Raw genomic sequence first — 24,410 nt, forward strand, 5'->3', positions numbered from 1 at the left:
GAAGCCAAGAAGTAGCACAAGAGACAAGCCAAGAAGTAGCACAAGAGACAAGCCAAGAAGTAGCACAAGAGACAAGCCAAGAAGTAGCACAAGAGACAAGCCAAGAAGTAGCACAAGAGATAAGCCAAGAAACAGCACAAGAGATCAGTTCAGAAACGTTAGAAAGTGCTGATAATTCTTCAAGAAAGGTGAGGACACCTTTCCTGAAGAATTTCAGAAATATTTTCATTAAAAACGATTAATAACTGGACTTCTAATAACTTAACTAATAATTTTTTGTTTTGACACAATTTATATAAGTCTACTTTTCTTATACTTCATAGGTGTATTATGAGTTTTTTATTAAAAATAAATCAGCAGCTAACACTAGAAAGTGGTAGCAAATGTGTAGTGAATCAGTTCATAGGAAGTGGTGGACAAGGAGAAGTTTACGAAGTAATAGTAGACAATGAAAGCTACGCTCTAAAATGGTATTTTAATGATCAGGCAACCAAATATCAGGAAGAAGGTATCCGCGCCCTTATTAAAATTGGGAAACCTAACGATAGTTTTTTATGGCCTATTAACATAGCAACGTCTGAGAGTTCTAAAAGCTTTGGCTATATTATGGAGTTACGTCAACCGGAGTTCAAAAGTTTGTTTGATTTAATGAAAAATCGAATAAGCCCTACTTTCCATACGCTAGCCAAAGCCACTTATAATTTAGCAGATAGCTTCAGACAACTACATAGTAAGGGCCTATGCTATCGTGATATCTCTCATGGCAATATATTTTTTCATCCTGAAACTGGTGAAATTCTCATATGTGACAATGATAATGTTAGTGTAGATAACAGAGAAGATGAATCAAAGACATCAGGAGTTGTAGGTACACCTCGATTCATGGCGCCTGAAATAGTGAGAGCGGAAGCTTCTCCTAATGCAAATTCAGACCGTTTTTCTCTTGCGACTCTTCTTTTTTATATGTTGTTTACTAGCCATCCTTTAGAAGGAGAAAATGAGGCTAACATTAGGTGTTTTGACCAACCTGCTATGGATCAAATATACGGAGTAAAGCCAATATTCATTTTCGATCCTATTAATACTACTAATCGGCCAGTGCATGGTTATCACGACAATGCAATTTTATACTGGGGAATTTACCCAGACTTTCTAAAAGATATTTTTGTTAAAGCTTTTACTGAAGGTCTTGAAGCAAACAAGAGAGTAACAGAAACTGAATGGATGAACGCTTTAATTCAATTAAAGGATAGTATCTTCAATTGTAACTGCGGAGCTGAGAATTTTGCAAATAAGGAGCAGAAACCTTTGAGCTGCTGGAACTGCAGTAAAATTATCCAAGACACTAGGTTACAGTTTAAGCGTAGCTTTGTAAGTATTAACCCAAACACTAAATTATATGGCCATCACCTAAGCCATAGCACACCTTACGATCTTGGTGAACCGCAAGCATCTATTGCAACTCATCCGAACGACCCTAGTATATTAGGATTAAAGAACCTAGGGGAACACCCATGGAAAGCGCATTCTACAGCTAATGATATGCGTGCTATTGATCCCCAGAAAAGTATAGTTATCAAACTAGGTACTACAATTGATTTTGGTAAAGTTGAAGCAGAAATTATTTAACTTTATTCTTTCGTAATTAATTAAATTTTCTATTAATAGTTATTAAAACTAATATATTATTACACAAGGGTTATAGTGGAACTAATTAATTTTTTACTACCAAAAACTGAACTAGATTGGATATTTTTCTTAGCTATAGCATTTTGCTTTGTCATTACAATCATCTCCACTTTCATAGTACGAAGGTCAATTGATAAGGCACTAGATACTTCTAGTGCTTCCGAGTCTTTTACAGATGAAGCTAATATAAGTAATTACCTTGCAAATGATAAGTGGGATAAGGTTTTTGAAAATGGTGCGGGTTTTGTTCTAATACTTGGTTTACTAGGTACATTTTTAGGTATAGGGCTTGCTATTCAAGACGCGAGTAAGGTTATAGTTAGTTTAAATAGCTTTTCTAATGGTGCTGCTACATCTAATGCTATGGACACTGTTGGAAAACTAGCTCCTGTTCTTTCTGATATTGGTACTAAATTTAAAATTAGTGCATGGGGAATTGGATCTCATATATTAATTCGTTTGATAGTCCCTTTTTTTGGCATTGAGACAATACGCCAGAAATTTACTGCCGATCAATTGAAAAAAATAAATTTTGATAGAAAGCAACAAAAAGATAACTTTTATAAAGAAACCGTAAAGTTTTTTAGAGAAAATAAAGATATTAATCTTGATATATTAGAACAATTGAATAGGGTAGCTAATATCCCTGCTAATATTGATTCTAGTTTAATGGCTTTTACAAAGTCTATTGAAGACTATAATAAAAACTCTATTGAGTCAGCTCATAATTTTGTCAATATAGTTAATGATTTGAAAGTAGGGTTAGATAAACTACTTCTTGATATTGATAAATCTGTTAAATCTATAGATATAAAGGCTAATGAAAGTTTTACAGATTTAAACTCTTTAACAAAATCCATTGTTACAGACAGTATGAAAAATTTAACTGAAACTAATAATCAAGCGATAGAACTCATAAAGAATCTTGAAAGTTTTCTTCATGCAGATAATTTCACTTCCTTAATAAGTGATTTAAATATTACTAATGAAAATCTGCACTTTCTAACGGTATCTATATCAGAAATACGATCGATATTTTCGTCAGAATTAATACCTATTTTTGAAAGTATGAATAAAATTAATGAATTTCTAGATATTAATCTAGTAGCTACAGAAGGTTTGAATGCTAATTTGAAAACTAATGAAGAAATATTATTCTCGCTCAATAAGAGTTCAATACTAATGGAAAAGGTTAATAGAAACTTATTAAGATCTACTATAGATCGGCAAATTAAACTAGATAATTAATAGGTGTCGTAATAATGAAGCAAAATGATTATTGGGTATCTATAAGTGATTTAATGTCCGGTGTAGTAGGGGTTTTGGTTTTATTTTTTGTCATAACTATCTTAACTATTGTGGGAGCACAAGTAGCTGCTCAAGAAGAAAAGAAAAGAGGCGCACGAGAAGTTGTACAAAAGCTTAGCGAACAAAGTAAAGATAAAGATACGTATCAAGGAATAGAATTTTTTTCAAACAATGGCCTTATTAGATTAGCAGATAGCAGTTTTTCTCAGGGCAGTGCATGTATTAACCAAAGCGGTAAAGATTTCCTACGACAGCAAATGTCAGAAATTATCATCGATGAACTGTCTAAGGATAGTCAGCTTGGCGTTCAAATTGAAGGTCATACAGATATTGTGCCCGTTAGCACATCTAGAACAAGTAATGCGCGTACTTGTGCTCCATTTGATGATAATTATACTCTCTCTGCTGGTCGTGCACGAGAAGCAAGGAATGCTTTATTCTCTGACGTTGAAGGTACCAAAGCTGATTGGATGAGTAGAGTGTCAGTAGTAGGCTATGGTTCTGACAGACTAATTGATCCTGAAAATCCTGAGTCACATAAAAATCGAAGAGTTGAAATTCGATTTGTTAATATAGATGATTAATGTATCATTATTTTCACAATCTTACAGTTGAGATAAATGAAAGTTTGCTTCAGGATGTTTGTTTTTAGCTGCTAAATAATACCACTTTTTAGCTTCATCTATATTAGGATTGCCATTGGTAGGATATTGGTAGCTTTGAGCTAAATAGTATTGTGCTTGGCTTGAACCTTTCTCTGCTGCTTCCTTATATAGTGCTAAAGCACGTCTTTTATCTACACTTACGGAAATACCATTTTCGTAAAACCAGGCCATTTTGTATATTGCTTCAACAAAATCCTGTTTGTATAGTTTTTTATAGTTTTCAAAAGCCTTTGATTCATTTTGTTCTATACCAAGTCCATATTCATAACAATTAGCCAGGTTGTATAATGCATTTAGATTACCTTGTTTTGAAGACTGCTCATAGAAATTCTTTGCTTCCTTATAATTTCTGCTAACTCCTATCCCTTGATCATAACAAAGCCCGACGTAGTTTTTTGCCTCCGCATGATTGGATTTTGCAGACATCATAAAATAATCAAAGGCTTTTCTTAAGTCTTTTTCTATAACCTCTTTAGAATCTTCTTGTACTATAAAACCTTTTAAATAAGCTTTTCCTAACTCAAATTGTCTTTCTTTATTTCCTTTAGCTGCAGCATTCTCCAGTTCTTTTAAGGTACTACGCTTCTTTTCATGTGATTTAGTACTATGTATAATATTTGACCACGTGTAAATTGCCTGAAATGCTAGATCTCTCCTAACACCATAGTCTTCAATCATTTTTGCTATTGAGTTTTGCTCAAAAAAACTATCAACTCTACCGATTTCTAGCATTCTACTAGGAACTCTCATCTTTGCTGCTACTAATAATGTGTTAACCTCTTGAGTGTATTTAGCATCTATACACAAATCCATAAATACGGCCTCAACTTTACGATATTCTTTAAAAAATTCATTTTCAAAGTTTGATAAGATATAGTTAATAGCTTCTGATGGTTTCATAATACCTATCCGGTTAAGTTAAGAGCTTATTTAACGTAATAACATGCATGACAAGGAGCTTTTTTAGATGATAACTAGAAGTTGAGTTCGTTCAAATTTTAATTGAAGCATCAAGGGACAATCTCTCAATGTGGTAAAAAATTCAAGTTTTAGTACCTAATATTGTTTATATGCGTAACGCCCTTCGACTATAATGTAAGAGACCTGAACCCTGTTGTCAATCCCGTAGAACTAAACTTGGGAAATTTTAATTACGCAGCCTGACGATAATAATCAAACTACATTTGTCTTGGCGGTTTATAGCGCAAACCCTTTTGGATTCTAGTCTGATTGTAGTACAGCTCGATATATTTGATGATATCGGTAATAGCAGCAAATCTGGTCTTATAGTCTTGCTGATACACTAATTCGTTCCTCAACATGCCCCAGCGGCTTTCTATTGGCGCATTATCATAGCAATTGCCCTTACCACTCATTGAACTTTTAAAATGATGCTGTTTGATAATCTTATGGTAGGCATGGCTGCAGTACTGGCTGCCTCTATCAGAATGTACAATCAGCCCTTGGCCTGGTCGTTTGTTTTTGATCGCCATGTTTAATGCATTGCAAACTAGATCTGCCGTCATGCGTTTGTTGATGGCATACCCGACTAGCTCTTTGGTGTATAAATCTTTTACTTCTACTAAGTATAGCTAACCCTCGCTTGTCCAGATATAGGTGATGTCACTGACCAAGACTCATTAGGACGCTTAGCATCGAACTGCTGATCCAACACGTTTGGAACCATTTTATTATGGTTTGAGTCCGTAGTGATTTTAAAGCGTTTGTGGCGAGGGCATTTGATGCCATGTTCTTCTTTGATACGTCTGACCATGTACAAGCTAATGTCATGGCCTTGCTCTATGAGCTTTGCATGCAGTCGCTCAACACCATAGCACTCACGAGTTTCACTGTGAGCGGCCCTAACCAGTAGCTCAGAATGATTACGATGTATCTGTTGGTCACTGATATCACGACTCAGCCAGTCGTAATAACTTGATGGTTTAACACTTAGCATGCGGCACATAGTGGTGATGCTAAAGAAGTACTGGTTATCTTTGATAAAGGCGTACCTGACTAACTGTGCTTTGCAAAGTACGCCGTCGCCTTTTTTAATATCTCTCGTTTCTCTTCGGCTACTTTAAGCTGTCGTTTGAGCTGCTTTATTTCCTGAAGAGCCGTCATAAGATCAGGATCATATTGTTCTGTGCCGACAAGCTTGCCTTGATTGGCTTTGTTGTTCCAGTTCGATAAGGTTTGCATGGCGATGCCAAGCTGCTCTGCAGTCGCTGAGATATTGCCGTTATTATCCGCTATCTTCTTGACGGCCTCGGCTTTAAATTCGTCACTGTAGCTTCTTACTTTCTCGGTTATGATAAACTCCGATTAATACGCTTAGTTTACCAAGTTTACTTGTACGGTTTCTTCAGAATAGCTCATTACCTACACTGCACATTAAATTGAACATAAGGCACAATCAGATAATGACTACTCTCATTGCCATAATAACCAGCTCTTTCATACCAAGAGATATCCTGCTGATAAAATAGGGTAGTCGTAAAGCCAGCCATCAATAGATGTTGATTACCTTGCCCTTGAGAAGAATATTCTTTAGAAAAAGCTGTTGAGAACTGAGCAATTTGTTGGCCTTTAGCTGAGTAAAAGCCATCGCTTTTCCTATCTTGTCTATAGCAAGCGACATCAAACAATCCTAAAATATCATCTCTCGCTTTCGTCCAACTATCACGGCAAAAAGTCTGTTCTACAAACTTGCGGCCTGCATCATTAACTAGTGCGCGCGACGTCAAGACCAGCTCATCCAAACGCATAAATCGATGAAAAGTTAGCATTGAAGGTGGACTAACAGCAGGCAAATCAATTTGCTCAGCATGAGTAAGTAATGTTTTAGCTAAAGTTGGGTGATGCGTTTTATGATGGAGTAGTAAGCTCAAAGTTTGCTTTGCCCGCGTCAGTGCTACATATAACGGTCTATCATGACTATGATCTGCCTGAACGTTTGAAGATGAGTTTAAGAGTTGATCATCAATGACATAAACATGATCAAACTCCATCCCTTTCGCACTATGATAAGTGATTAATATAACCTGTGTTTTATCATCGTATAGAATAGACTCTATCGTTTGTAATACCTGCTCATAAGTCACGTTTTCCATATCTTGAGTGCAACTAATAATTGCCTCCCAAGCTTTATCTAAATGGTTTAAGCCTTGCTTGACCCGCCAGCATTCCAAAAATTTAGCAACATTACCCTCAATAAAGTCTAAACGTTTCGCGCTCAAATCTTTAAATAGCGCTTGTCCTATAAAGCTATTTATGGGAGTAACTTGCTCATTTTCATTATAGCGCTGACTACTAATATTTAGAGCTTCCAAGTAATGCTGTATGGCATCAAAATATGACCATTTAGGGGCTAGTACGGCTATGGTTTCTGGCGCTGCATTTTTTTGTTCATTACTTGCTAAGCGCTGCTCAATATCAGACGCGATCCATGCTGCCATGTCAACGCCTTTGGTCTGCTGGTAGTAGCTATAGCGAATAGGACTACTAGGATAGGGTTTAGTTGCCTTGATGCTATGCTCAGCCTGCTTTAGACGCTCACTACTTGGCAATGTAGTAGCTATAAATTCATTGGCAAGCTCGACTATATTATTAGCACTACGATAGTTATTGAGCAGATAGTATTTTTGCTCAGTATTAACATGGTAGTTGTCTGCAAACTGCTGGATATATTGAATGCTAGCGCCACGAAAGGCGTATAGGTTTTGGTCGTCGTCACCAACCACCATCAAATAGCCGCGCTGCTCAAAGTTATCATCAGTAGCATCACTATCAGCATCTATAGCAATATAGCTATCATTGGTGTCGCTATTATTGTCATCTTGTGTTTGTAGATCTGCTAATAGCCCAATCATTTGATATTGATATTCATCGATATCTTGAAACTCATCGACCATGATGTACTGAAAGTGTTGTGGCCGCTCTTGTAGTTGACTGATGGCCTGCTCAATCATCCACTGATAGCGAGCATTATCACGGCGCTTTTGTAAGTTTTTCTCTTGGTTTAAATGCTCAATGCGCGTGGCAATCTCATCAAGCGCGGCATCGGGTGCGTCTTTTTCACTCAGTCCTGTGATTTGCCGTGCCAGCCCATGGAATGTCTGAATGGTAACATTGATCGCATGATAACCAATCAAAGCCAGTAAGCGCGATCTTAGTTCGGCTACTGCCAAACGGTTATAAGCCAATATCAAAATTTTCTCAGGTTTGATTTCTTCTATCATTAATAGATAAGCGACTCTATGTACCACCACGGTGGTTTTTCCAGATCCTGGACCAGCCAGTACCATGGCCGCACGGCTTGTTTCTTTGATAATTTGTACTTGAGTGTCACTAAAATATTTAGGCAAAATCTCTTTTTCATAATCTTTGATATAAGGTTTATGCACATCAATAGCGTCGTTAATATAGGTTTCAATGACCTCAGATAGCGGCTTAGTAAAGTAGTCCTCAATCAACGCTTTTTGGACATCAGTATCTGCCTGTAGCCAAAAGCTCAGCATATGAATACGAGCGCAGCGGTCCTGATAATGGCTTTGTAAATACTGATAGGCGTTTTCATGATACTTTGAAGTGGATTTTCGGTGTTTACCAATAAAGAAAATAGCATCTTGCGTATCGTCTAAGCGGCTAAGCTCAATCAGCTCTAAGCGCTGTAACTGCTCAAGTTGGGTCAAGATAGTATCAGGATCACGCTGTAGCTTCTGGGCTAAAGTATCTAGATTAAATTCTTTACCATCACCATCTTTTTTATCAGGTAGGGCAGGTAGCAGATGCTCTTCATATAAAGGTGTCAAATTTGCTACGAGCAATTTTGCATAGCGAACCCAGCTCTCCCAATTGTCTAGCAGATCCTCATCAATTTGCCATAACTTAGTCCTATTTGTGGAGGAGACAAACACTTGGGTCGTACCATGATTGCGCGTTTTTAAGATACCTAGTGCTCGAAACATAGGTAAAATATGACGTTTACTAGATAAATTATGGCGCTGCTGAATCAGCCAGTTGTCGAGTGCCTTGGTATTGAGCTGGGTGGTGCCTTGCATTTCTATCGCTTCAGTGCCATTTAGCGCGCCATAACTGCTATTTAGACATTCCTCTAAAGCAGTAATAATACGGCTTAAGCGATTAAGTTCACCTTTTAAATAACGGTGTGTATATTTTAGTCGTACACGCACTACAACTTGCCACTGAGCATGACCTTGATTGACCAACTCACGTAGCCCTTTTAATAGTGACTTAACAGAATAGCCAAGTGCCAGTGCCAATTCAGGCAAATGATAGCGAGTCAGACCAGTATTGTTATCGTTGTTAGAGCCTTCGTCACTGCTATTCTGAGCACTAGCACTAACTATGTTTGTTGTCGCCGTGTTTAAGGTATCATCCGCAAGCTGCTGTAATTGAGCATAGAGCTTAGACATATTAGTATGTTGGCTGGCAGGCGGTTGGCTTGAGAGTTTGATACTGATCCAAGCCGGTTGCTGGTCTTTTTCAGTCAGCAATCCGTAACGCTCGAGCGCCAATAAAGCCACTCTTACTTGGGTATTAAGTTGTTCAGTCTCGTCATCTGGTGCAAGTATGGGCGCTAGTACACTGCTAGGGAACCATTGATCTTGCGTGGGTTTACTGAGAGCTGGACGTATGGCTGTCCAACAGTCTCTTAAGGTATTTGTATTTGGTATGCGTGACTCACGCTCTTGGAAAAACAAAGCTTCAATATCTCTTTGACCCCATAGCATATATGCTGCGCCGACCTCGTAGGACTTACGTGCTGCACGGCCAATCTCTTGAATATACGACTCAAGATTATTCGGCGGCCCACTATGAATAACGGTATGGATGCCTTCTTTATCGATGCCCATGCCAAAAGCATTGGTACAGACCACCACGTCTAGTTCATCATTTTTGAATTTTTCAAGTACATTCTTTTTTTGCCCCTCATTTAATTTAGAATGATAGGCGGCGGACACTAAGCCTTTTTTGGCGAAATCGTCAGCATATTGATCACAGCCTTTACGGTTACGCAGATAAACTATTGACACGCCTTTTTCAGGATGTTCTGGATATTGGTTTTCGTACCAAACTTTGCGCTCATTTATAATTTTATAGATATGAGCTTCACGCTCGTCCTTGGCTGCTTCTATAAAATGCGCAGTAATATCGTCACGCCAAATCTTAAGGCTTTCGATAGGGGTGCCATATTGCACCAAAGTTTTATTGTCAGTTAAGGCAGTAAGCTTATCTACCAGCTCACTTTCTAAATCATCTTTGACACGTGTAGAGGCTGTAGCAGTCACTAAGCTTATGGTAGGTGGTAAGAATTCCGACGTGTTACTGCTAATATTTGTTCTAGATGCGTTAGTATCGTCCTGATCAGATATCACTTCTAACATATCAAGCTGAAGCTTACCCTCTTTAATATCGCTTTGGCGCTCAAGCTGCTTTGTAAAGTGTTCTCGAAGCTCGTCGCTATAACACGCCATCATGTGATCGGCGATACGCAAAAAGTCTGGCCGAAAATCAGTGCCCCATTGGCTAAGAGTATGGGCCTCATCTAACACCCAAAATGCTGGTGGGCGATTTTTGAGTAGTTGACGAATACTATGTGTACGTAGTCGTTCTGGACTCATATAAATAATATCGATATCGCCTTGCCAAATACCGTCTAAGATGTCTTTTTGGGTTTCTATGGACTGCCCTGAAGTCAGATAAGCAATACGATTGGCGTAGTCTGGCAAATCAGTATGCAAGTTGACAACTTGGTCTTCGATTAATGCCTTTAAAGGCGATATCACTACGGTCAGCTGACGTTGGTACCTACTTAATATCAGTGCAGGTAGCTGGAAGGTCAAGCTTTTACCGCCACCTGTTGGTAATATGCCAAGAGGAATGTCTTTATTCACCAGCACTGCTTTGACAATAGACATCTGTCCTTCGCGCAAATGCTCAAATCCAAAAAAGTGATGAGACTGTTGATTAATCCAATCTTCACTCGGCTCATGCAAATGCCAAAAAGTATTTTCAGCTTGGCTAAAACTATGTCTGTGGAAAGGGTGCTTGGTAAGCCAAACTGGACGGCGTGCTTGTGGCTTATCAAAATATCTTAGCCAGTTAATAAAGGTGGCTAAACCAAGATGTTGCCATAATGTTGAGTGCTCTTTATCATCATTGCTTATATGAGTATTGCCCATACAACTTTCTAATAGGTTGATAAGATCAGTTCGATTTCCTGCTGGTAAGTCATCAAAGATAGTTTCTATATCAAAGATATTATCTTCATCTATAGCAAAGTAGCTTTGACGGCTGAGCGTATGTAAATGCAAAAGCTGTGGTAATAGCTTGTGCAGTAATATTTGCATATTGGTAGGTAGGATTTGCCACGCCTGTGTGCAAAGCCCAAATACACAGCGACTTTCTAAGCAGTCAAGGACTGGGTTATTATAATCGACATTGGCTTTGTAGAGCTTAGCTAAGGCGTGGCTAGGCTGGTGCGGAATAAATAGGCAGCTCAGTATCAGTGTATCCCAAGCTTTCGCTTGCCATCGACGCAGTTTGTCAGAACCGTCAAGCTGGCTTGTTAATAGCGTGTGTTTATAGCTAGTGGTTGATAATGTATCGTTTAATAGCGAATATAGGTGAGGTAGATCAAACTCAATTAAATGGTGGCCACCTAAAAAATCAGCTTTATTCAATAGCTCATAAACGACATCCGACTGCTGTCGAAATTGCTGAGCACTAAAGTGCCAATAGTAGTCGTTGATTAAGAAAGCACCATCTATCAATGTCTCGTTTTCGGGGTTGATTTCCAAATCAAGCCATAGAGTTTGTTGTGGGTTCAACTTTGAGAGTAGTTCAAAAGCACTCTGAACCGCTGTTAACTCATCTATATACTTCGTTGCATTGAGACGTAGAAACTCCGGTAAGCTACTCGGTCTTGATTTTTGGATATCTGATGTAGGTGGAAGTGCGCTATTAATGGGATCAGGTATATCGTTATGGTTGTTTTGAGGGCCTATCTGCCCGGATATTCTGGAAGGTGAAAAAGAAGTAGGCTGGATAAAATCGGGTAGGTCTGACATGCTTTTAGCTTCTAAGTAGTAGGTAAATAAACGAACTATAGTATATAATTTTCTTTATCTTAGCCAGAGTTACAATGGGCGAGTACTTGCAAGTACTGCCACCTTCTTAATAAGCCCTAACATTAATAACAGCATCTAAGTAAAAACCAAAGCCCTAAATATAGTGTTAATGCCGAGTACTATGTAGGGTTAGCATCATATTTTTTAGTTATGAGGATATAGTTACTGTCAGTGCTTAATTAGAGAGTCTGCACATTAGCCGCGCCTCCAAATAGGACTTTTGAGAAGGAGTTATTGGATATTTTTCAGGCTTGATTTGATTGGAGACGGGTTAGCTGTCGCATGTAACCTAAGGAGGTTAGATGCGTTTTAAGTAGGTATGAGAAATAAACTATTCAGAACTATAACTATCTATCATGAAAGCGGTTCAAGAGTATTAGATAAAAATACTTGTAATTTTTTAGATAATATTAGTAGCTCGTTATGAGTGCTTAGGTTGGCATTGCAATTAGTCCTACTCCTTACGACACACAATGTCGTTTGTTATGGTTTATATCTATCAATGGCTATAGAGACTTGATATATTCTATAACTATTAAAACTTAATAATTGTTGAGAGGTGTAATATGGCAAATTTGCAGAAGCAGTTCTTAGAGTTTCATGATGCTATTAAATTAGGCACTTACGAAGAGAACGGCTTTTTACGTGAAAAACGCGACCTAATCATCGATAAGCTTAAGAGTAAACTGGCGGAAAGAAAAGACGATGGTTATCCTCAGTATGAAAGAAGCTTTAATCAAGGAAGCTATGCTTTAAATACAGGTATCCAACCTATAAGAGACGGTGATTATGATATTGATGTTGGCGTGCTTCTTGACTGCCATAAAGAAGACTATAAACCGGTCGAATTAAAAGAGTTAGTCGCAGACTGTATAAAACACAATAACCGGACTGTAGAAGTGAGTCGTTCATGTGTGACAGTGACATACATGAAAAATGGCAAACCAGATTATCATGTTGATTTGCCAATCTATGCTAAGTCTAGCAACGCATACGATGATACATACTATCTAGCTAAAGGTAGAAAAGGGTTAGCTGAAGATAAGCGAGTTTGGCAGGCAGCGGATCCTGAAGGTATCAATTCAATAATTAATGGCTTATACAAAGGTAATGATACCTATGAAAATAACGGTTCTGATCAACGTAAACAGTTTCGTAGATGCGTACGCTACTTAAAGAGATGGCGTCATCATAAATCTGTTGGGATTCATAGCATTGGGCTGACCATGGCAGCATATCATTGGTTAGAGCCCGAAGTAGAAGTTAAAAATGATGGAGAAGTTCTATTAAGCTTGGTCAAAACTATCTTGAATAATTTTGATTACTTTGGTCGTCTCAGCATTAATCTGCCTATAACACCTGGTGGCGATTTACTGAAGTCTGTCAGTGATGAAGACATGGCTACTATCAAGGAACGTTTTGAGACACTAAGGGATAATTTACAGTCAGCTGTCGATGAGCCAGATGCGCATGAGGCCAGTAAGACATTAAGAAAATTTTTTGGTGATGACTTTCCAGTAGTAGCCAAAACTGATAAAGCCAAAAGAAGTAGTGAAGCACCGTATGTGAGTACTGGCTCATCAGCATAGGTAATGTTATGAAAATCAGCGATGGCATACAGCAAAGCTTCAAAAATTATATTCAATCTCTTGGTGGTAAAAGCATTGAGAGCTATGATAAAAAGGATGGTTTTATAGCCATCGGCTTTGATTTAAATATTCATGGTCAGTCAGTTCCTTTATCAGTCAAATATGTTGATCAAAAGCGTTGGTTATCTTTGCCGACAGTATCAGTTGCTCAGTGCAACTTGCCAGCGTTAGATCATGTGAGTAATAACGGCTTGATATGTGTCACAGATCATCAAGGTGAGATGTTTGATAGCGCTGACTTATTTGGCCTCTTCAAATATGCTGTAGATACGGCTATAAGCATTCTGACGAATGCCCTTGAATCGTACAGTGCTGGAAACAGAGAGGCTTTATACGAAGAGATCGATGGTTACAATCAAACAGTCGTATTGGATGACCCTATTGTTATTGCGACGCATAATCCAAATCAGTCTGACAGCTTATATGCATGGTGTATTAATCTTACGAAACAACGTAATACACCTCAGTGTCATCATATCAAATACTTAGTTGACGGAGCTAGTCAACATCCACCTAGATCCAACCCTTACACTGCTATAAAAGTAACTAAAATAATCCTGCCTCGTATCGAGGATTTTGTTATTCCTAATCTTTTCACATCCTTTGATGAACACTGGTGGGAACAACAAACCTTAAACTTCAGTACCCAACAGTTAGACAGCTTAAATAAGAAAAGTAAGTTTAAAATCGTTCTCTTAGAGATACCTACGCCTAAAATGCATACTTACTTGGTCATCTCCTATTATCAGGATATGGCTTCGAATAAATATCGCAATTTTAAGATTCAAACCTTACAGCGCGGTTGGCGCGAGTATTTACTTAATCGTACTGGCATGGAGTCTCAATTTTCAAGTAAGAAAACTGTTGTGATAGCCGGATGCGGTTCAGTTGGGTCAAGAGTTGCAGAGATACTGGCTGAGTCAGACGTCGATAAATTAATACTGGTTGATTATGATGATATGAAAACCGACAACATTATGCGGCATTACCTTGGAGTACAAGATGTCAACCAGTCTAAGGTTAGTGCCCTCAAAAATCGTCTTCAGCAAAACATCCCTGAGCTAGAAGTAGTAGCATACAAGGCTAATATTTTAAACTGGCTCATTCGTCAAAATAATGAACAGCTATCTGAAATACATTCCATAGTGTTAGCTACTGGTCATCCTCCAACAGAACTAGAGGTATGCCGGCGCTTATATACTTACGAGGCGAATGTCCAAGTTGTATCTGGTTGGCTAGAGGCTTACGGGTTGGGTGGTCATATTCTAGGATTCAAAAGCAATGAGGATGGCTGTTTAAAATGCCTCTACTATGATGACGATGGCAATCCTTCAAATTATATAAAGACCAGTTTGTTTAGTAATCCTTCTGGCATAGTTTTATCAAAAAATATTACTGGATGCGCTGGAGCGTTCACAGCATATGGTTCAGTCCATGCTATGAAAACAGCAGTAATAATGGCTGAATATGTAATCGAGAATAAAGTAGGATTACAGTCGTGGTGCGCTACCAATAAGTTACCGACCAACTATAACTTGAAGGCCACTAAACATCATACATTGGCTCTACAAAATGGTGGCTACTACTCACAGCCTTTAAATACTATTAAAGTGGCAGGTTGCTCATGTTGCAGTACCTAAATAACCGCATCGTATGGAAGGAAAATGATAAAGCATACGATGGCGCAATAGCAGAGTCTGTCATAGCCACATGGTTTGATTTTAGACAATCACGAGCCAAATCCAAGGAAGCAGGCGGTATATTATTAGGTAGCTATTATCCAGATAGTCATACGATACTGGTAGACAACTTAACGATGCCCATGTTCAGAGACAAGCGTACTCGCACCACTTTCTTTCGTTCCAAATCTCACAATAAAGCTCTCAAAAAATATTGGAAAGACACCAAAGGTTATGGCGGTCTGGTAGGGTTATGGCATACACACCCTGAGCCAAAACCTAATCCATCTAATACCGACTTAAATGATTTAGCTAGTCAATTCACTAGCTCTAAATACCTATCAGAACGCATTTTGTATGTCATCGTTGGTACTAGTCATATTGGCTTTTGGATTGCCTACTCTCAAAACTCTAAAATATTTCTAGGCTATTTACCTTTTTCTACTGAATTGGACAATTAAATAATGACTACAAATAATCCATCTGCAGGAACTCAGATCCCACATGATCAAGCCGTAAACAAGACTATATTTACTGATCTTGACTCAGCCAAACAATATCTGGTTCATATTAAAAGTGAAGGATTGCAGTGGGATTATATTGGTTTATTTTCAGATGCAATGGGTCATAACCTTTTGGCTCTACTCTTCAATGATAATGCCTTAATCAATGTATTTAGATTTTCATTTCAAGGAAATCGAAACGAGCAACTGATTAGTTATTTAAGTGAGAGCTATACACTTAAGATTATATTCAAAGCTTCTATAAAAGAAGATTTTAATTTGGAGGAAATTCAATCTTTGGAACGTATGAGCTTGCTATGGAAAGATGAAACTATTAGCTCAAAAAAAATGAAATTTAATGAAATTACTAAGTTATTTGAGCGTTGGAATTTAGGTCGGGAAAAAGTTACAGGAAGAGGAAATAAGTTTACTCAGAATACTAAGCGTCTAGTAATGGAAGATAGTCATGGTCGCTGTATGTTTTCTGGTTGTGGTACAAGATTAGATTTTGATTCTCTGACTGGGCATAGAGGTAACTTCGGTTACATGGCTCATAATATTGCAGCTTCTGAGAGTGGCCCTAGAGGAGTGTTTTATTTGTCAGCTAATTTATCAGACGATCCAAGCAATGTTCTTTTACTATGTGATGTACATCATCGTCTCGTAGATCGAGTCGCCAATTTAGATTATCCAGCTCAAATCTTAGAAAAAATGCGTGAAAATCACATTATTTTATCTAACAAACTACTTGAATCTTTAAGTTATGCACCCGTTCCAATATATTTTATTCCTTGGGGTGTAAATGGTCAGGATATAGAAAAGCCAAACGATATTTCCATTGCTAATTCATTAAGTGTAGTGCGTCATAGAGCTAAACAAGATTTAACAACACTAGATTTTGGTGTTCCTGATTCAAGAAATAGCATCCAAGAGTTCCATAGAAGATGCTCAGAGCATATAGGAAACTCCGTTAGCCAAATAAAGTCATGGGCTAATGGTAGTAGCGCAGCTGTATTTGCTTTGGGACCAACTTTTGCTTTAATAGGTTTTGGCGCGAAGTTTGGTAATAAATCCAAATTAATGCCTATGTTGCGCTATAGAGATGCTAGTAGTTGGATGTGGCCAGGTGTGCAGCCTAGAGAAGATGCATTCATTATAGATGAGCCGAAGATTGACCCAGAGCAATCAGAGGTTATTGTTAGCGTCAAACTAACTGCAGATGCTGAAATGATTGATGCAACAATTGACCATCTTTATCAGCAAGCCCAAAACAAGCTTCCAGTAATAAATATATATCCTCCTCAGAGTTACGGATACGGTAATGGCGCAATAGCGCATCCACTTGAGGGTGAGAAACTAGCTAATAGACTTAAGGAGATTTTTACTAACTTGAATCAAATGCATGGTATCAAAAAAGTACATCTATTAGTTTGTGCCTCAAATGCGGCCTGTGTATATATTGGCCAAGCTGTAGATAGATTTCAGCCTGAGTTTATAGTCTACGACTATGGAACCGGGATGATGGAGCCTAAACTTAGAATATACAATGACGGAAAGACTACAGTCATTGAATGTGTACCATAGATTCATATACGTAGATTTGAGCTAATATAACCTGAAAGCGAGAATACTTTCCTATAGCTATCAGGTTATATTAAAAGGTTACACTAATGAAGTTAATTCACTTTATCACTACTCTCTAAAGTAAAATGTCTATCTATAACCTCCAATACATCGTCAGCTTTAAAATACTTACAAACTCTCTCATAGCCAACTGCTTGACCATCTCTACGATCTCTATATGCCGTATTAATAATGTCATATTTTGAGTACTCATTAGCGTTATCCAACATATAAGAGACCAGTTCAGCTTCATTAATCTCACAAGCTAATAAGAATGGAGTGTACCCGTCGATGCCATGCCAGTCATATCTAGCGCTAGGATTTGCACCTCGATCAATTAGTAGCTTTGCTATTTTTCGCATTTCGCTCAAATCGAATAACTCGTAGTTTGCCTGAATTTTCTCTTGGAAAAATTTAGATACATCTTTAAGAATAGCCATTGCATCCGAACTTCCCCTACTTTGGGCAAGATAGCGTTTCACTTGCTGTCTATTAATACCAAAACTACCTTGTGTATCTCTGATGAAGGTAGAAAACTCAAAGTCGCTCATTTTTTCTATTAAGACTTTTGGGTCTTTAGCCATCTTAGCCATCATGTCAAACTGATTAAGTTGTAGTTTTGAGTTCTTAATTGTTCCGATTAGAGATATACACATGGTTAGGGCGTCTAGATGGCTGCCACCACCTTTTTGATTGACATCTGCCCCTAAGTTTACAATATGTTCAACGATCTCAAGTCGTCCTGTCTGCACTGCACTTAATAATGGTAAAAGATGCTTTTTGGAGGTCATTGCATTAATCGTTTTTGGTGTGTAGCTCAAATCTTTAAGCGCTCGATAAAAGCTATCGTCTGGTTCATGAAGCTCAGTTAAATTCATATACTGCAAAGCAATCAATAAAGCTGATTCATTGTTATCAGAGAGGATATTGATGTCAGCACCAGCTTGCAAGAGTTTATTAACAGCACCTAGGTCTTCAAGCAACGTATTCCAGATGAGCTGTGTCGTTACTTGCTTCTTCTTATTCTTATCTCTATGGACCTTGCTACTGTCATTTAGCTTTACTTTCTTATTAGGTTTTTTAAGATCAAGCTTTAGTTCTTTTGCATCTAAATATACAGGTAGAACCGATGAGTACACAGTATATTTTTCGGGTAGTTCAACTTTAAAGTGACTGAATACCCTTTGCGCATTGCTCCGCCACATATTGATCTCCCAGTCCTCGACTAGGTTTTCCTTCTTGCGTTTGGTATCCTCAGTCACTATCGTAGGTAAAGTATAGCCATACAAGTTTTGAATACTTTTTAGCTTTGATATTAAGTTCATATCAGGTGTCTCTTGCCAGCTAGCGATAACGAGACCAACCTCGATAACCTTTTCACACATAGGACCAGACCGGTATAAGCTTAAATCAAATGCTTTAACGAAAGTTTCTTTAGATTGCTTTAAATTACCATCTGCAAACTCTCTCAAGATTTTTACTAGATACATTGAGATTATACTAGACATTTGAGTTACTGGTTTTTCAGTTTGATTTGCATAAGCGGCATATTGCAAATTTCTATCCAGCAGGTCGCAAACTTTATATTTGAAGTAGTCAATGAAATCTTCTAATAACTCAGGTTCATCGACATATTGCATTAATGCGTTAGATCCATACGTTATCTTAAAGTAGTCAATCGCTCTGGCCGCTATTAGGAATAAAAGTATGTTTTTGGAAGTATCTTTATTATAAGAATTACAAAGGTTATAAAGACTATAGAAACTAGGTAGGCTTTCACCACGACGCCACGAGGTTATTTTATCTTTTTCAGTTTTAGCCAGTTTTCTATAGAATTCCTGCCAGCCTTCGACTCTTTTCTCTATAATATTTAAAGCAATGTCTATACATGACGACTCAGCTACTATTAGCTCCAGATAATCTGATTTTTGAAACGGCTTTGTTCTCTTACCCAACAAATGAATGGCTTTCATCATATACGGGCAGAAGAATACCTCAATAATCCAAGCTCCTGTATCATCTCTAGTCCATTCTCCTAAGCTATAGTTTGCAACAACTTGCAAGTAGTTATCGAACACTTGAGCTACTAAAGCTTTTATTTCATTTTCAATTGACTTTTTAAGTTTGAGTTTCGCAATTGGTTTATAAATATGTTCCTCGATAAGTGCATCAAGCTCACTTCTACTTAAATATAAATCTTTACATTTACTGTCTAATGAGGCGTTATCATTTTTACTGTCAATCGCTCTAGCAATCGCTCTTACTATCTCTGCAGGTAGAAAGTAAGGAGTCGAAGGGTAATATTCATTAGTCATTCGAAATATCCTCTTTGTATATTTTTAATGTCATTTAAGAAATTCTGATAAGCTCGATAATCACTTGGAGAGTGCGAAAAAGTCATGCTTTTTTTATTAGGCGCTACCAATTGACAATGTTTACGACGGCGCTGAAACTCCCATCCTTGCTTAATTAAATTTCGAACTCGTTTGTTAAAATCCTTATTACTTGAATATCTCATATTATTCCAAGTAGATGTAGGAAAACCTACACCTACCTTCCTCATATTGATATGATTAATTTTATTTGGGTTTAGCATTTCCGCGATTTGATCCTGACGAATTGCTTGAACCATTTTTAGTTGGCCAGTTTCCGCCGTTGCCTTGGTTCGAAGTTGGCTTTGCTTTATTAGAATTACTCATCGTGTCGCTCCTATTATGTGTATGCCATTAGTGGCTTAATAATATTGACAAATAGTAGCTTCAATCTCCACTGGGTTAGTGCCGAGAAAATTTTTATTTTCGATTAAATGCTTTATAAGCTGTTTTTTAGTTATATTTTTTGAGTTTTTTAGAGGAAACAACAGTATGGATACAACAAAAATAGATAGTGATTTAGTATCGAAGATTATTGAGTTAAGCCAAGACGATGCGATTACAAGTAGGCCAGAAGGCGTTGAAGAGCTTTATAAAGAGTTTTTAAGTAAGTTTCCAAAAAATAAAATAACTGAATTAACTCGGGAGCAATACTGCTTAGGTCATGGATCTATCACAGATAATTACTGTCGATGGATAGAGCGTGGGCTACAGCCTATATTTGGTCGTTATATACCGGGCACGGCGAAAGGGCATCTACTTTATTTGAAGAAAGACGGAACACTATATAAGCATCAAAGCTTGAGTGACCTAAATGACGATGATGCTTTAAATTATGTGCTTAAGGTACATCAAGTGATAATCGATGCTGACGTTAACGCTGATATCACTTGGATTGACCAAGATAACGAGGTATATGATCGCGCAGGTGTAAAGCCTAGATGTGTTATGGGAGCAGGACGTCGTGCGCGTTTAATATCTATATACAATCCAGATACTATCTTGCCAATTTCTTCTACTGACCATATCGAGCACTTCCTGAAAGCATTTGATGTTCCAGAGCCAAGAATACCACCTTATAATCAAGTCATCCGACGCTTATTGATGCTTACCGATATATACCAAACTATTAACAGGGAACATGATTTAGACATCACTCCCCATGAGTTTATGTCTGTGCTTTACAGTGAAAAATTAGGTATTAAGCCAAGCAGAATATCTATCTACAACGATACCAACGAAGAATTAGACGAACTAACGATAAGCATGTTTGATAATGAAGCGCTTAATCGTATCGTCTACGGTCCACCTGGAACAGGTAAGACCTACTGTACTACAGAACTCGCTGTACAGTGCGCTGCTCCCGATTGGTATTGTGATTTTAATAATGATCATCTAGATGAATCAGAGAGAAGAGAGCGTTTAAAAGCTAAGTATGACGAATTAACGGATAAAGGTCGTATTGCATTTACTACCTTTCATCAAAGCTTTTCTTATGAAGATTTCGTTGAAGGTATTAGACCTATAGTTGTAGAAGGAATAGATGGGAGTTCAAATATTAGCTACGAAGTGGTTGATGGTATTTTCAAGCAATTATGTACTAATGCTAGAACAACAGAGCAGACAGGCTATACACAAGCAGTCAATATTGAAGGTAAAAACATATGGAAGCTTTCCTTAGGAAATACTAATATTTCCGATGAAAATGAGATATTTAATGAATGCATTGATAACAATTATGTGCTTCTAGGTTGGGGTGATGACATCGACTTTTCGAACTGTAGTAGTCGTAAAGAAATAGTTGCAAAGATAGAGCAATCGCATAACATTTCTTTAGCTGATGATCCTAATAATTATAAAGCTACAGCTGTTAATACTTTCAAAAATGCAGTTAGTATTGGTGATCTAGTAATCATATCTGATGGTAACCATAAGTTCCGTGCTATTGCCGAGGTTACAGACGACTATGAATTTTTAGATACAAAAGAACGCTCTGGTTTTCAGCAATTAAGAAAGGTTAAGTGGCTGCGTATTTATAGCCCGAGTCTACCAAAAGAGCGTTTATTTGATAAATCATTGTCTCAAATGACTATTTATCAGTTACGTAATACAACCATTAATCGAGAAAAGTTAAAGCAATTGCTTACTCCAGAGCCTACTACTAATTCTAGAGAGTTACCGCATTTGATTATCATTGATGAGATCAACCGTGGCAATATATCTCGTATCTTCGGTGAGCTTATTACATTACTTGAGCCTGATAAGCGTAAAGGTGGCTCCGATGTACGCGAAGTTATACTGCCTTATTCGAAATTACCGTTCTCAGTGCCCTCAAATCTTTACGTACTAGGTACTATGAACACCGCTGATAAATCTCTTGCACAGCTAGATTTGGCATTACGTCGCCGTTTTGATTTTATTGAGCTACTACCTAAGCCTGAACTTTTAGATGATATAGAAGTTCATGGCATCGCTATATCTGAAATATTGACAGTAATGAATCAGCGTATTGAAGTCCTGCTAGATCGTGAACACACCATAGGACACTCATATTTTTGGTCTTTGAAAGACTTGGGTTCAGATGACGAAAAAGAAATTGAATTAGGTAACATTTTCAAGAGACGGATTGTCCCGTTACTGCAGGAGTATTTCTTTTCAGATTGGGAGCGTATTGGCTGGGTGTTGAATGATCCTAGTAAATATACATCAGAACAGTTTGTTCAAACTGGGGCGATAACTCCGACCGTTAGCGAGTTATTCCATAGTAGTATTAAAGGTCTAAACGATCGTCGTTATCTTATCAATGAGACTGCTTTTAACAACCCTGAATCCTATAGGAAAATTCTAAATCAAACTCAGCCTAAATCTTCGGATGGCGAAGCATGATTCAAGTTAGAGAGTATGCTCAACTGACTACAGATAAAACAGCATGTCCTAGCTTAGATTTAGCTATTATCAAGCAAGAAACATTTGATTGGTTAGTGGAATTAAGTGAAAAAGAGAATTATGGGCGGTTTATTACTTATAAGCGCCCACAATACTTACAGTTACATTCTTACGTAGGTTATTTAGAAAGTCCTTGTGGTGAAGGTATTGAGATACTGCCAAAGACAGGATTAGGTGCTCAAGAGCCAGACAAGAGCAGATCGGTTTTATGTAAAATGCTAAGCTCCGTCTTAAATCTATCCTATAAAGAGGCTCAATCTGCTAGCCTCAATCGAATGAATCTACCTATTCATGAGTGGATATACTACCAATTTTTATATCTGTTAAAGGAGTTGGTAGCTTCTGGGCTCAGATTTGACTATCAAAGAATCGAAGAAGAAAGTAGGTTTATTCGTGGCCAGCTTGATATTGCAGTTCAACAAAGACAAACGGTTGGTAGAGCTCATCTTTTTCATATTCGTCACGATGTCTATCATCCCAATCGGCTTGAGAACCAATTAATTAAAACGGCATTGGATTACGTAAAGCAGCACTGTAGGAGTTCTGAGAACTGGCGACTGGCTAATGAGCTATCACACATCTTAGAACCTATAACGAGTCTTAGAGAGCCTCTAAACTCAATGCACAAGTGGTCAGATATTAAAATATTACAATCTTACCGTTCTATAAAGCCATGGTGCCAACTAATACTTGAAAAGCTTAATCCAAACTTTCAAAAGGGAGAGCACCGAGGTATTGCACTGTTATTCCCAATGGAAATTTTGTTCGAAAAGTATGTAGCAAGCTGTCTACGAAGAGATATCGAAGCACCTTGGCAACTAACAACACAAGCTTCTGATAAGCATATGGTGAATGACCAAGAAAATTTAAAATCGCGATTTCAATTAAGGCCTGATCTAGTAATCAGTAAAGAAAGGAAAAATTACCATGTACTCGATACCAAATGGAAGTTAATAAGCTTCAATGACAGTGATAACAATTTCAATATCAGTCAGTCGGATATTTATCAGTTATTTGCTTATGGTCATAAATATTTGAACGGGTATGGGGACATGATGCTTATTTATCCTAAGTATCATCAGTTCGAAACACCTTTGGAATGCTTTTATTTAGCAGAAGAGTTGAGAATATGGGCCATACCATTTTGTATTGAAACTGATAAAGTAATCACGGGTAAATGGATAGAAAGGTTCCCGTCTTTATCTCAAGTTTGAAATTGTAGTTCATACTGATTTCCTTCATAAATCTGCTTAGGTCGTTTTTAGCATCTTTTCCCATTATGCTAAAAGAATGGTAAATGATGACTTAGAACTGCCGACATTCTGCGTGTAGGGCAGAGTCTATAACAACTGAGCTAATTAAGTATTACTGTAAGTGCTGTTGTACATAAGAAGAATAATCTAGGATAGACAGTCCCAAGAACTCGTATTTGATGAGGCTCTACCAACTTGATATAGAAATTTTTGATAGCATAAGTACTAATTTTATTATGATGAGCTACTGTATTTTTAAAGGATTATTATAGTGCCTATGGCAGAATTCCAGCTCAACTTTTTAAGACGCATTCAATGGCTACTTGAATCTAGCTCCTACACATCAACCTATAAATTTGCCTTATTAATGGCAATGGTTAATCTGTCTATAGAGTCTGGAATTAATAATGACAGTGAACACAGTATTTCTTATGAGCAGTTAGCAGAGCAATTTATACAGCTTTACTGGACAGGTAACCCTCCCAAACTTAAGACACCTAATAAATAGAATTAAGCTGCCTGATTGAGTTTCTGTATCGGTGTAAAACCGCCATTGCCCATGTTTGG

15 protein-coding genes and 1 pseudogene are annotated in these 24,410 nt (G+C 37.7%); 11 read left to right on the plus strand and 5 right to left on the minus strand.

All coding sequences use genetic code 11. The features are described from left to right. The 4 genes from ACQKCG_RS07110 to ACQKCG_RS07125 all read left to right on the plus strand — a co-directional run. A partial coding sequence (locus tag ACQKCG_RS07110; RefSeq protein WP_427585347.1) for a hypothetical protein occupies positions 1–242 on the plus strand: 242 nt, incomplete at its 5' end. Positions 243–330: 88 nt separating this feature from the next. Next, positions 331–1,629 (plus strand): protein kinase domain-containing protein, encoded by a 1,299-nt coding sequence (locus ACQKCG_RS07115; RefSeq protein ID WP_379544610.1) that lies wholly within the window; start codon positions 331–333, stop codon positions 1,627–1,629. A gap of 75 nt (positions 1,630–1,704) precedes the next feature. Further along, the gene (locus tag ACQKCG_RS07120; RefSeq protein ID WP_379544609.1) at positions 1,705–2,937 is read left to right on the plus strand and encodes a hypothetical protein; all 1,233 of its coding nucleotides are present in this window, start codon (positions 1,705–1,707) and stop codon (positions 2,935–2,937) included. A gap of 14 nt (positions 2,938–2,951) precedes the next feature. After that, positions 2,952–3,581: an OmpA/MotB family protein gene (locus ACQKCG_RS07125; protein WP_379544608.1), complete on the plus strand. Its 630-nt coding sequence runs from the start codon at positions 2,952–2,954 to the stop codon at positions 3,579–3,581. A 21-nt stretch (positions 3,582–3,602) separates the two neighbouring features. Here the strand turns inward: ACQKCG_RS07125 and ACQKCG_RS07130 are convergent, their stop codons facing one another. The 3 genes and pseudogenes from ACQKCG_RS07130 to ACQKCG_RS07140 all read right to left on the minus strand — a co-directional run bounded on the left by ACQKCG_RS07130 (position 3,603) and on the right by ACQKCG_RS07140 (position 11,758). Further along, the gene (locus ACQKCG_RS07130; RefSeq protein WP_379544607.1) at positions 3,603–4,562 is read right to left on the minus strand and encodes a tetratricopeptide repeat protein; all 960 of its coding nucleotides are present in this window, start codon (positions 4,560–4,562) and stop codon (positions 3,603–3,605) included. A 278-nt stretch (positions 4,563–4,840) separates the two neighbouring features. Beyond that, positions 4,841–5,975: pseudogene (locus tag ACQKCG_RS07135) on the minus strand (IS3 family transposase). Positions 5,976–6,040: 65 nt separating this feature from the next. Continuing rightward, the gene (locus ACQKCG_RS07140) at positions 6,041–11,758 is read right to left on the minus strand and encodes a UvrD-helicase domain-containing protein (RefSeq protein ID WP_379544606.1); all 5,718 of its coding nucleotides are present in this window, start codon (positions 11,756–11,758) and stop codon (positions 6,041–6,043) included. Positions 11,759–12,384: 626 nt separating this feature from the next. On the opposite strand from ACQKCG_RS07140, the gene ACQKCG_RS07145 reads away from it, so the two are divergent. Genes ACQKCG_RS07145 through ACQKCG_RS07160 form a run of 4 tightly spaced genes read left to right on the plus strand, consistent with a single transcriptional unit; the run spans position 12,385 to position 17,233 of the window. Next, positions 12,385–13,407: a cyclic GMP-AMP synthase DncV-like nucleotidyltransferase gene (locus ACQKCG_RS07145; RefSeq protein ID WP_379544605.1), complete on the plus strand. Its 1,023-nt coding sequence runs from the start codon at positions 12,385–12,387 to the stop codon at positions 13,405–13,407. Positions 13,408–13,415: 8 nt separating this feature from the next. Next, the gene (locus tag ACQKCG_RS07150) at positions 13,416–15,107 is read left to right on the plus strand and encodes a ThiF family adenylyltransferase (protein WP_379544604.1); all 1,692 of its coding nucleotides are present in this window, start codon (positions 13,416–13,418) and stop codon (positions 15,105–15,107) included. Then, positions 15,092–15,607, plus strand: a complete 516-nt coding sequence (locus tag ACQKCG_RS07155; protein ID WP_379544603.1) for a Mov34/MPN/PAD-1 family protein — start codon at positions 15,092–15,094, stop codon at positions 15,605–15,607. Before ACQKCG_RS07150 ends, ACQKCG_RS07155 begins: the two co-directional genes overlap by 16 nt. A 3-nt stretch (positions 15,608–15,610) precedes the next feature. Further along, a complete protein-coding gene (locus tag ACQKCG_RS07160; RefSeq protein WP_427585349.1) occupies positions 15,611–17,233 on the plus strand; it encodes an SAVED domain-containing protein in 1,623 nt (540 codons plus the stop codon). A 92-nt stretch (positions 17,234–17,325) separates the two neighbouring features. On the opposite strand, the gene ACQKCG_RS07165 is transcribed toward ACQKCG_RS07160, so the two are convergent. Both ACQKCG_RS07165 and ACQKCG_RS07170 read right to left on the minus strand, forming a co-directional pair. Then, positions 17,326–19,587, minus strand: coding sequence for a hypothetical protein (locus ACQKCG_RS07165; RefSeq protein ID WP_379544601.1), 2,262 nt, complete (start codon positions 19,585–19,587; stop codon positions 17,326–17,328). Further along, positions 19,584–19,904, minus strand: a complete 321-nt coding sequence (locus ACQKCG_RS07170; protein ID WP_427585351.1) for a hypothetical protein — start codon at positions 19,902–19,904, stop codon at positions 19,584–19,586. Before ACQKCG_RS07170 ends, ACQKCG_RS07165 begins: the two co-directional genes overlap by 4 nt. Positions 19,905–20,136: 232 nt before the next feature. Between ACQKCG_RS07170 and ACQKCG_RS07175 the strand changes: the two genes are divergently transcribed. The 3 genes from ACQKCG_RS07175 (at position 20,137) to ACQKCG_RS07185 (ending at position 24,351) form a co-directional block, all read left to right on the plus strand. After that, positions 20,137–22,530, plus strand: coding sequence for an AAA family ATPase (locus ACQKCG_RS07175; protein ID WP_379544600.1), 2,394 nt, complete (start codon positions 20,137–20,139; stop codon positions 22,528–22,530). Next, complete coding sequence (locus tag ACQKCG_RS07180) at positions 22,527–23,804, plus strand: McrC family protein (protein WP_379544599.1); 1,278 nt, start codon at positions 22,527–22,529, stop codon at positions 23,802–23,804. Before ACQKCG_RS07175 ends, ACQKCG_RS07180 begins: the two co-directional genes overlap by 4 nt. A 316-nt stretch (positions 23,805–24,120) precedes the next feature. After that, positions 24,121–24,351 (plus strand): hypothetical protein, encoded by a 231-nt coding sequence (locus ACQKCG_RS07185; protein ID WP_427585352.1) that lies wholly within the window; start codon positions 24,121–24,123, stop codon positions 24,349–24,351. Positions 24,352–24,410 lie beyond the last annotated feature (59 nt).

The organism is Psychrobacter sp. NPDC078929 (assembly GCF_050267985.1).
GTDB lineage: Bacteria > Pseudomonadota > Gammaproteobacteria > Pseudomonadales > Moraxellaceae > Psychrobacter.

Coding starts and splice junctions, on each gene's coding strand:
- ACQKCG_RS07115 (WP_379544610.1), top strand. CDS start 331: ATGAGTTTTTTATTAAAAATAAATCAGCAGCTAACACTAGAAAGTGGT.
- ACQKCG_RS07125 (WP_379544608.1), top strand. CDS start 2,952: ATGAAGCAAAATGATTATTGGGTATCTATAAGTGATTTAATGTCCGGT.
- ACQKCG_RS07130 (WP_379544607.1), bottom strand. CDS start 4,562: ATGAAACCATCAGAAGCTATTAACTATATCTTATCAAACTTTGAAAAT.
- ACQKCG_RS07140 (WP_379544606.1), bottom strand. CDS start 11,758: ATGTCAGACCTACCCGATTTTATCCAGCCTACTTCTTTTTCACCTTCC.
- ACQKCG_RS07145 (WP_379544605.1), top strand. CDS start 12,385: ATGGCAAATTTGCAGAAGCAGTTCTTAGAGTTTCATGATGCTATTAAA.
- ACQKCG_RS07150 (WP_379544604.1), top strand. CDS start 13,416: ATGAAAATCAGCGATGGCATACAGCAAAGCTTCAAAAATTATATTCAA.
- ACQKCG_RS07155 (WP_379544603.1), top strand. CDS start 15,092: ATGTTGCAGTACCTAAATAACCGCATCGTATGGAAGGAAAATGATAAA.
- ACQKCG_RS07160 (WP_427585349.1), top strand. CDS start 15,611: ATGACTACAAATAATCCATCTGCAGGAACTCAGATCCCACATGATCAA.
- ACQKCG_RS07165 (WP_379544601.1), bottom strand. CDS start 19,587: ATGACTAATGAATATTACCCTTCGACTCCTTACTTTCTACCTGCAGAG.
- ACQKCG_RS07170 (WP_427585351.1), bottom strand. CDS start 19,904: ATGGTTCAAGCAATTCGTCAGGATCAAATCGCGGAAATGCTAAACCCA.
- ACQKCG_RS07175 (WP_379544600.1), top strand. CDS start 20,137: ATGGATACAACAAAAATAGATAGTGATTTAGTATCGAAGATTATTGAG.
- ACQKCG_RS07180 (WP_379544599.1), top strand. CDS start 22,527: ATGATTCAAGTTAGAGAGTATGCTCAACTGACTACAGATAAAACAGCA.
- ACQKCG_RS07185 (WP_427585352.1), top strand. CDS start 24,121: ATGGCAGAATTCCAGCTCAACTTTTTAAGACGCATTCAATGGCTACTT.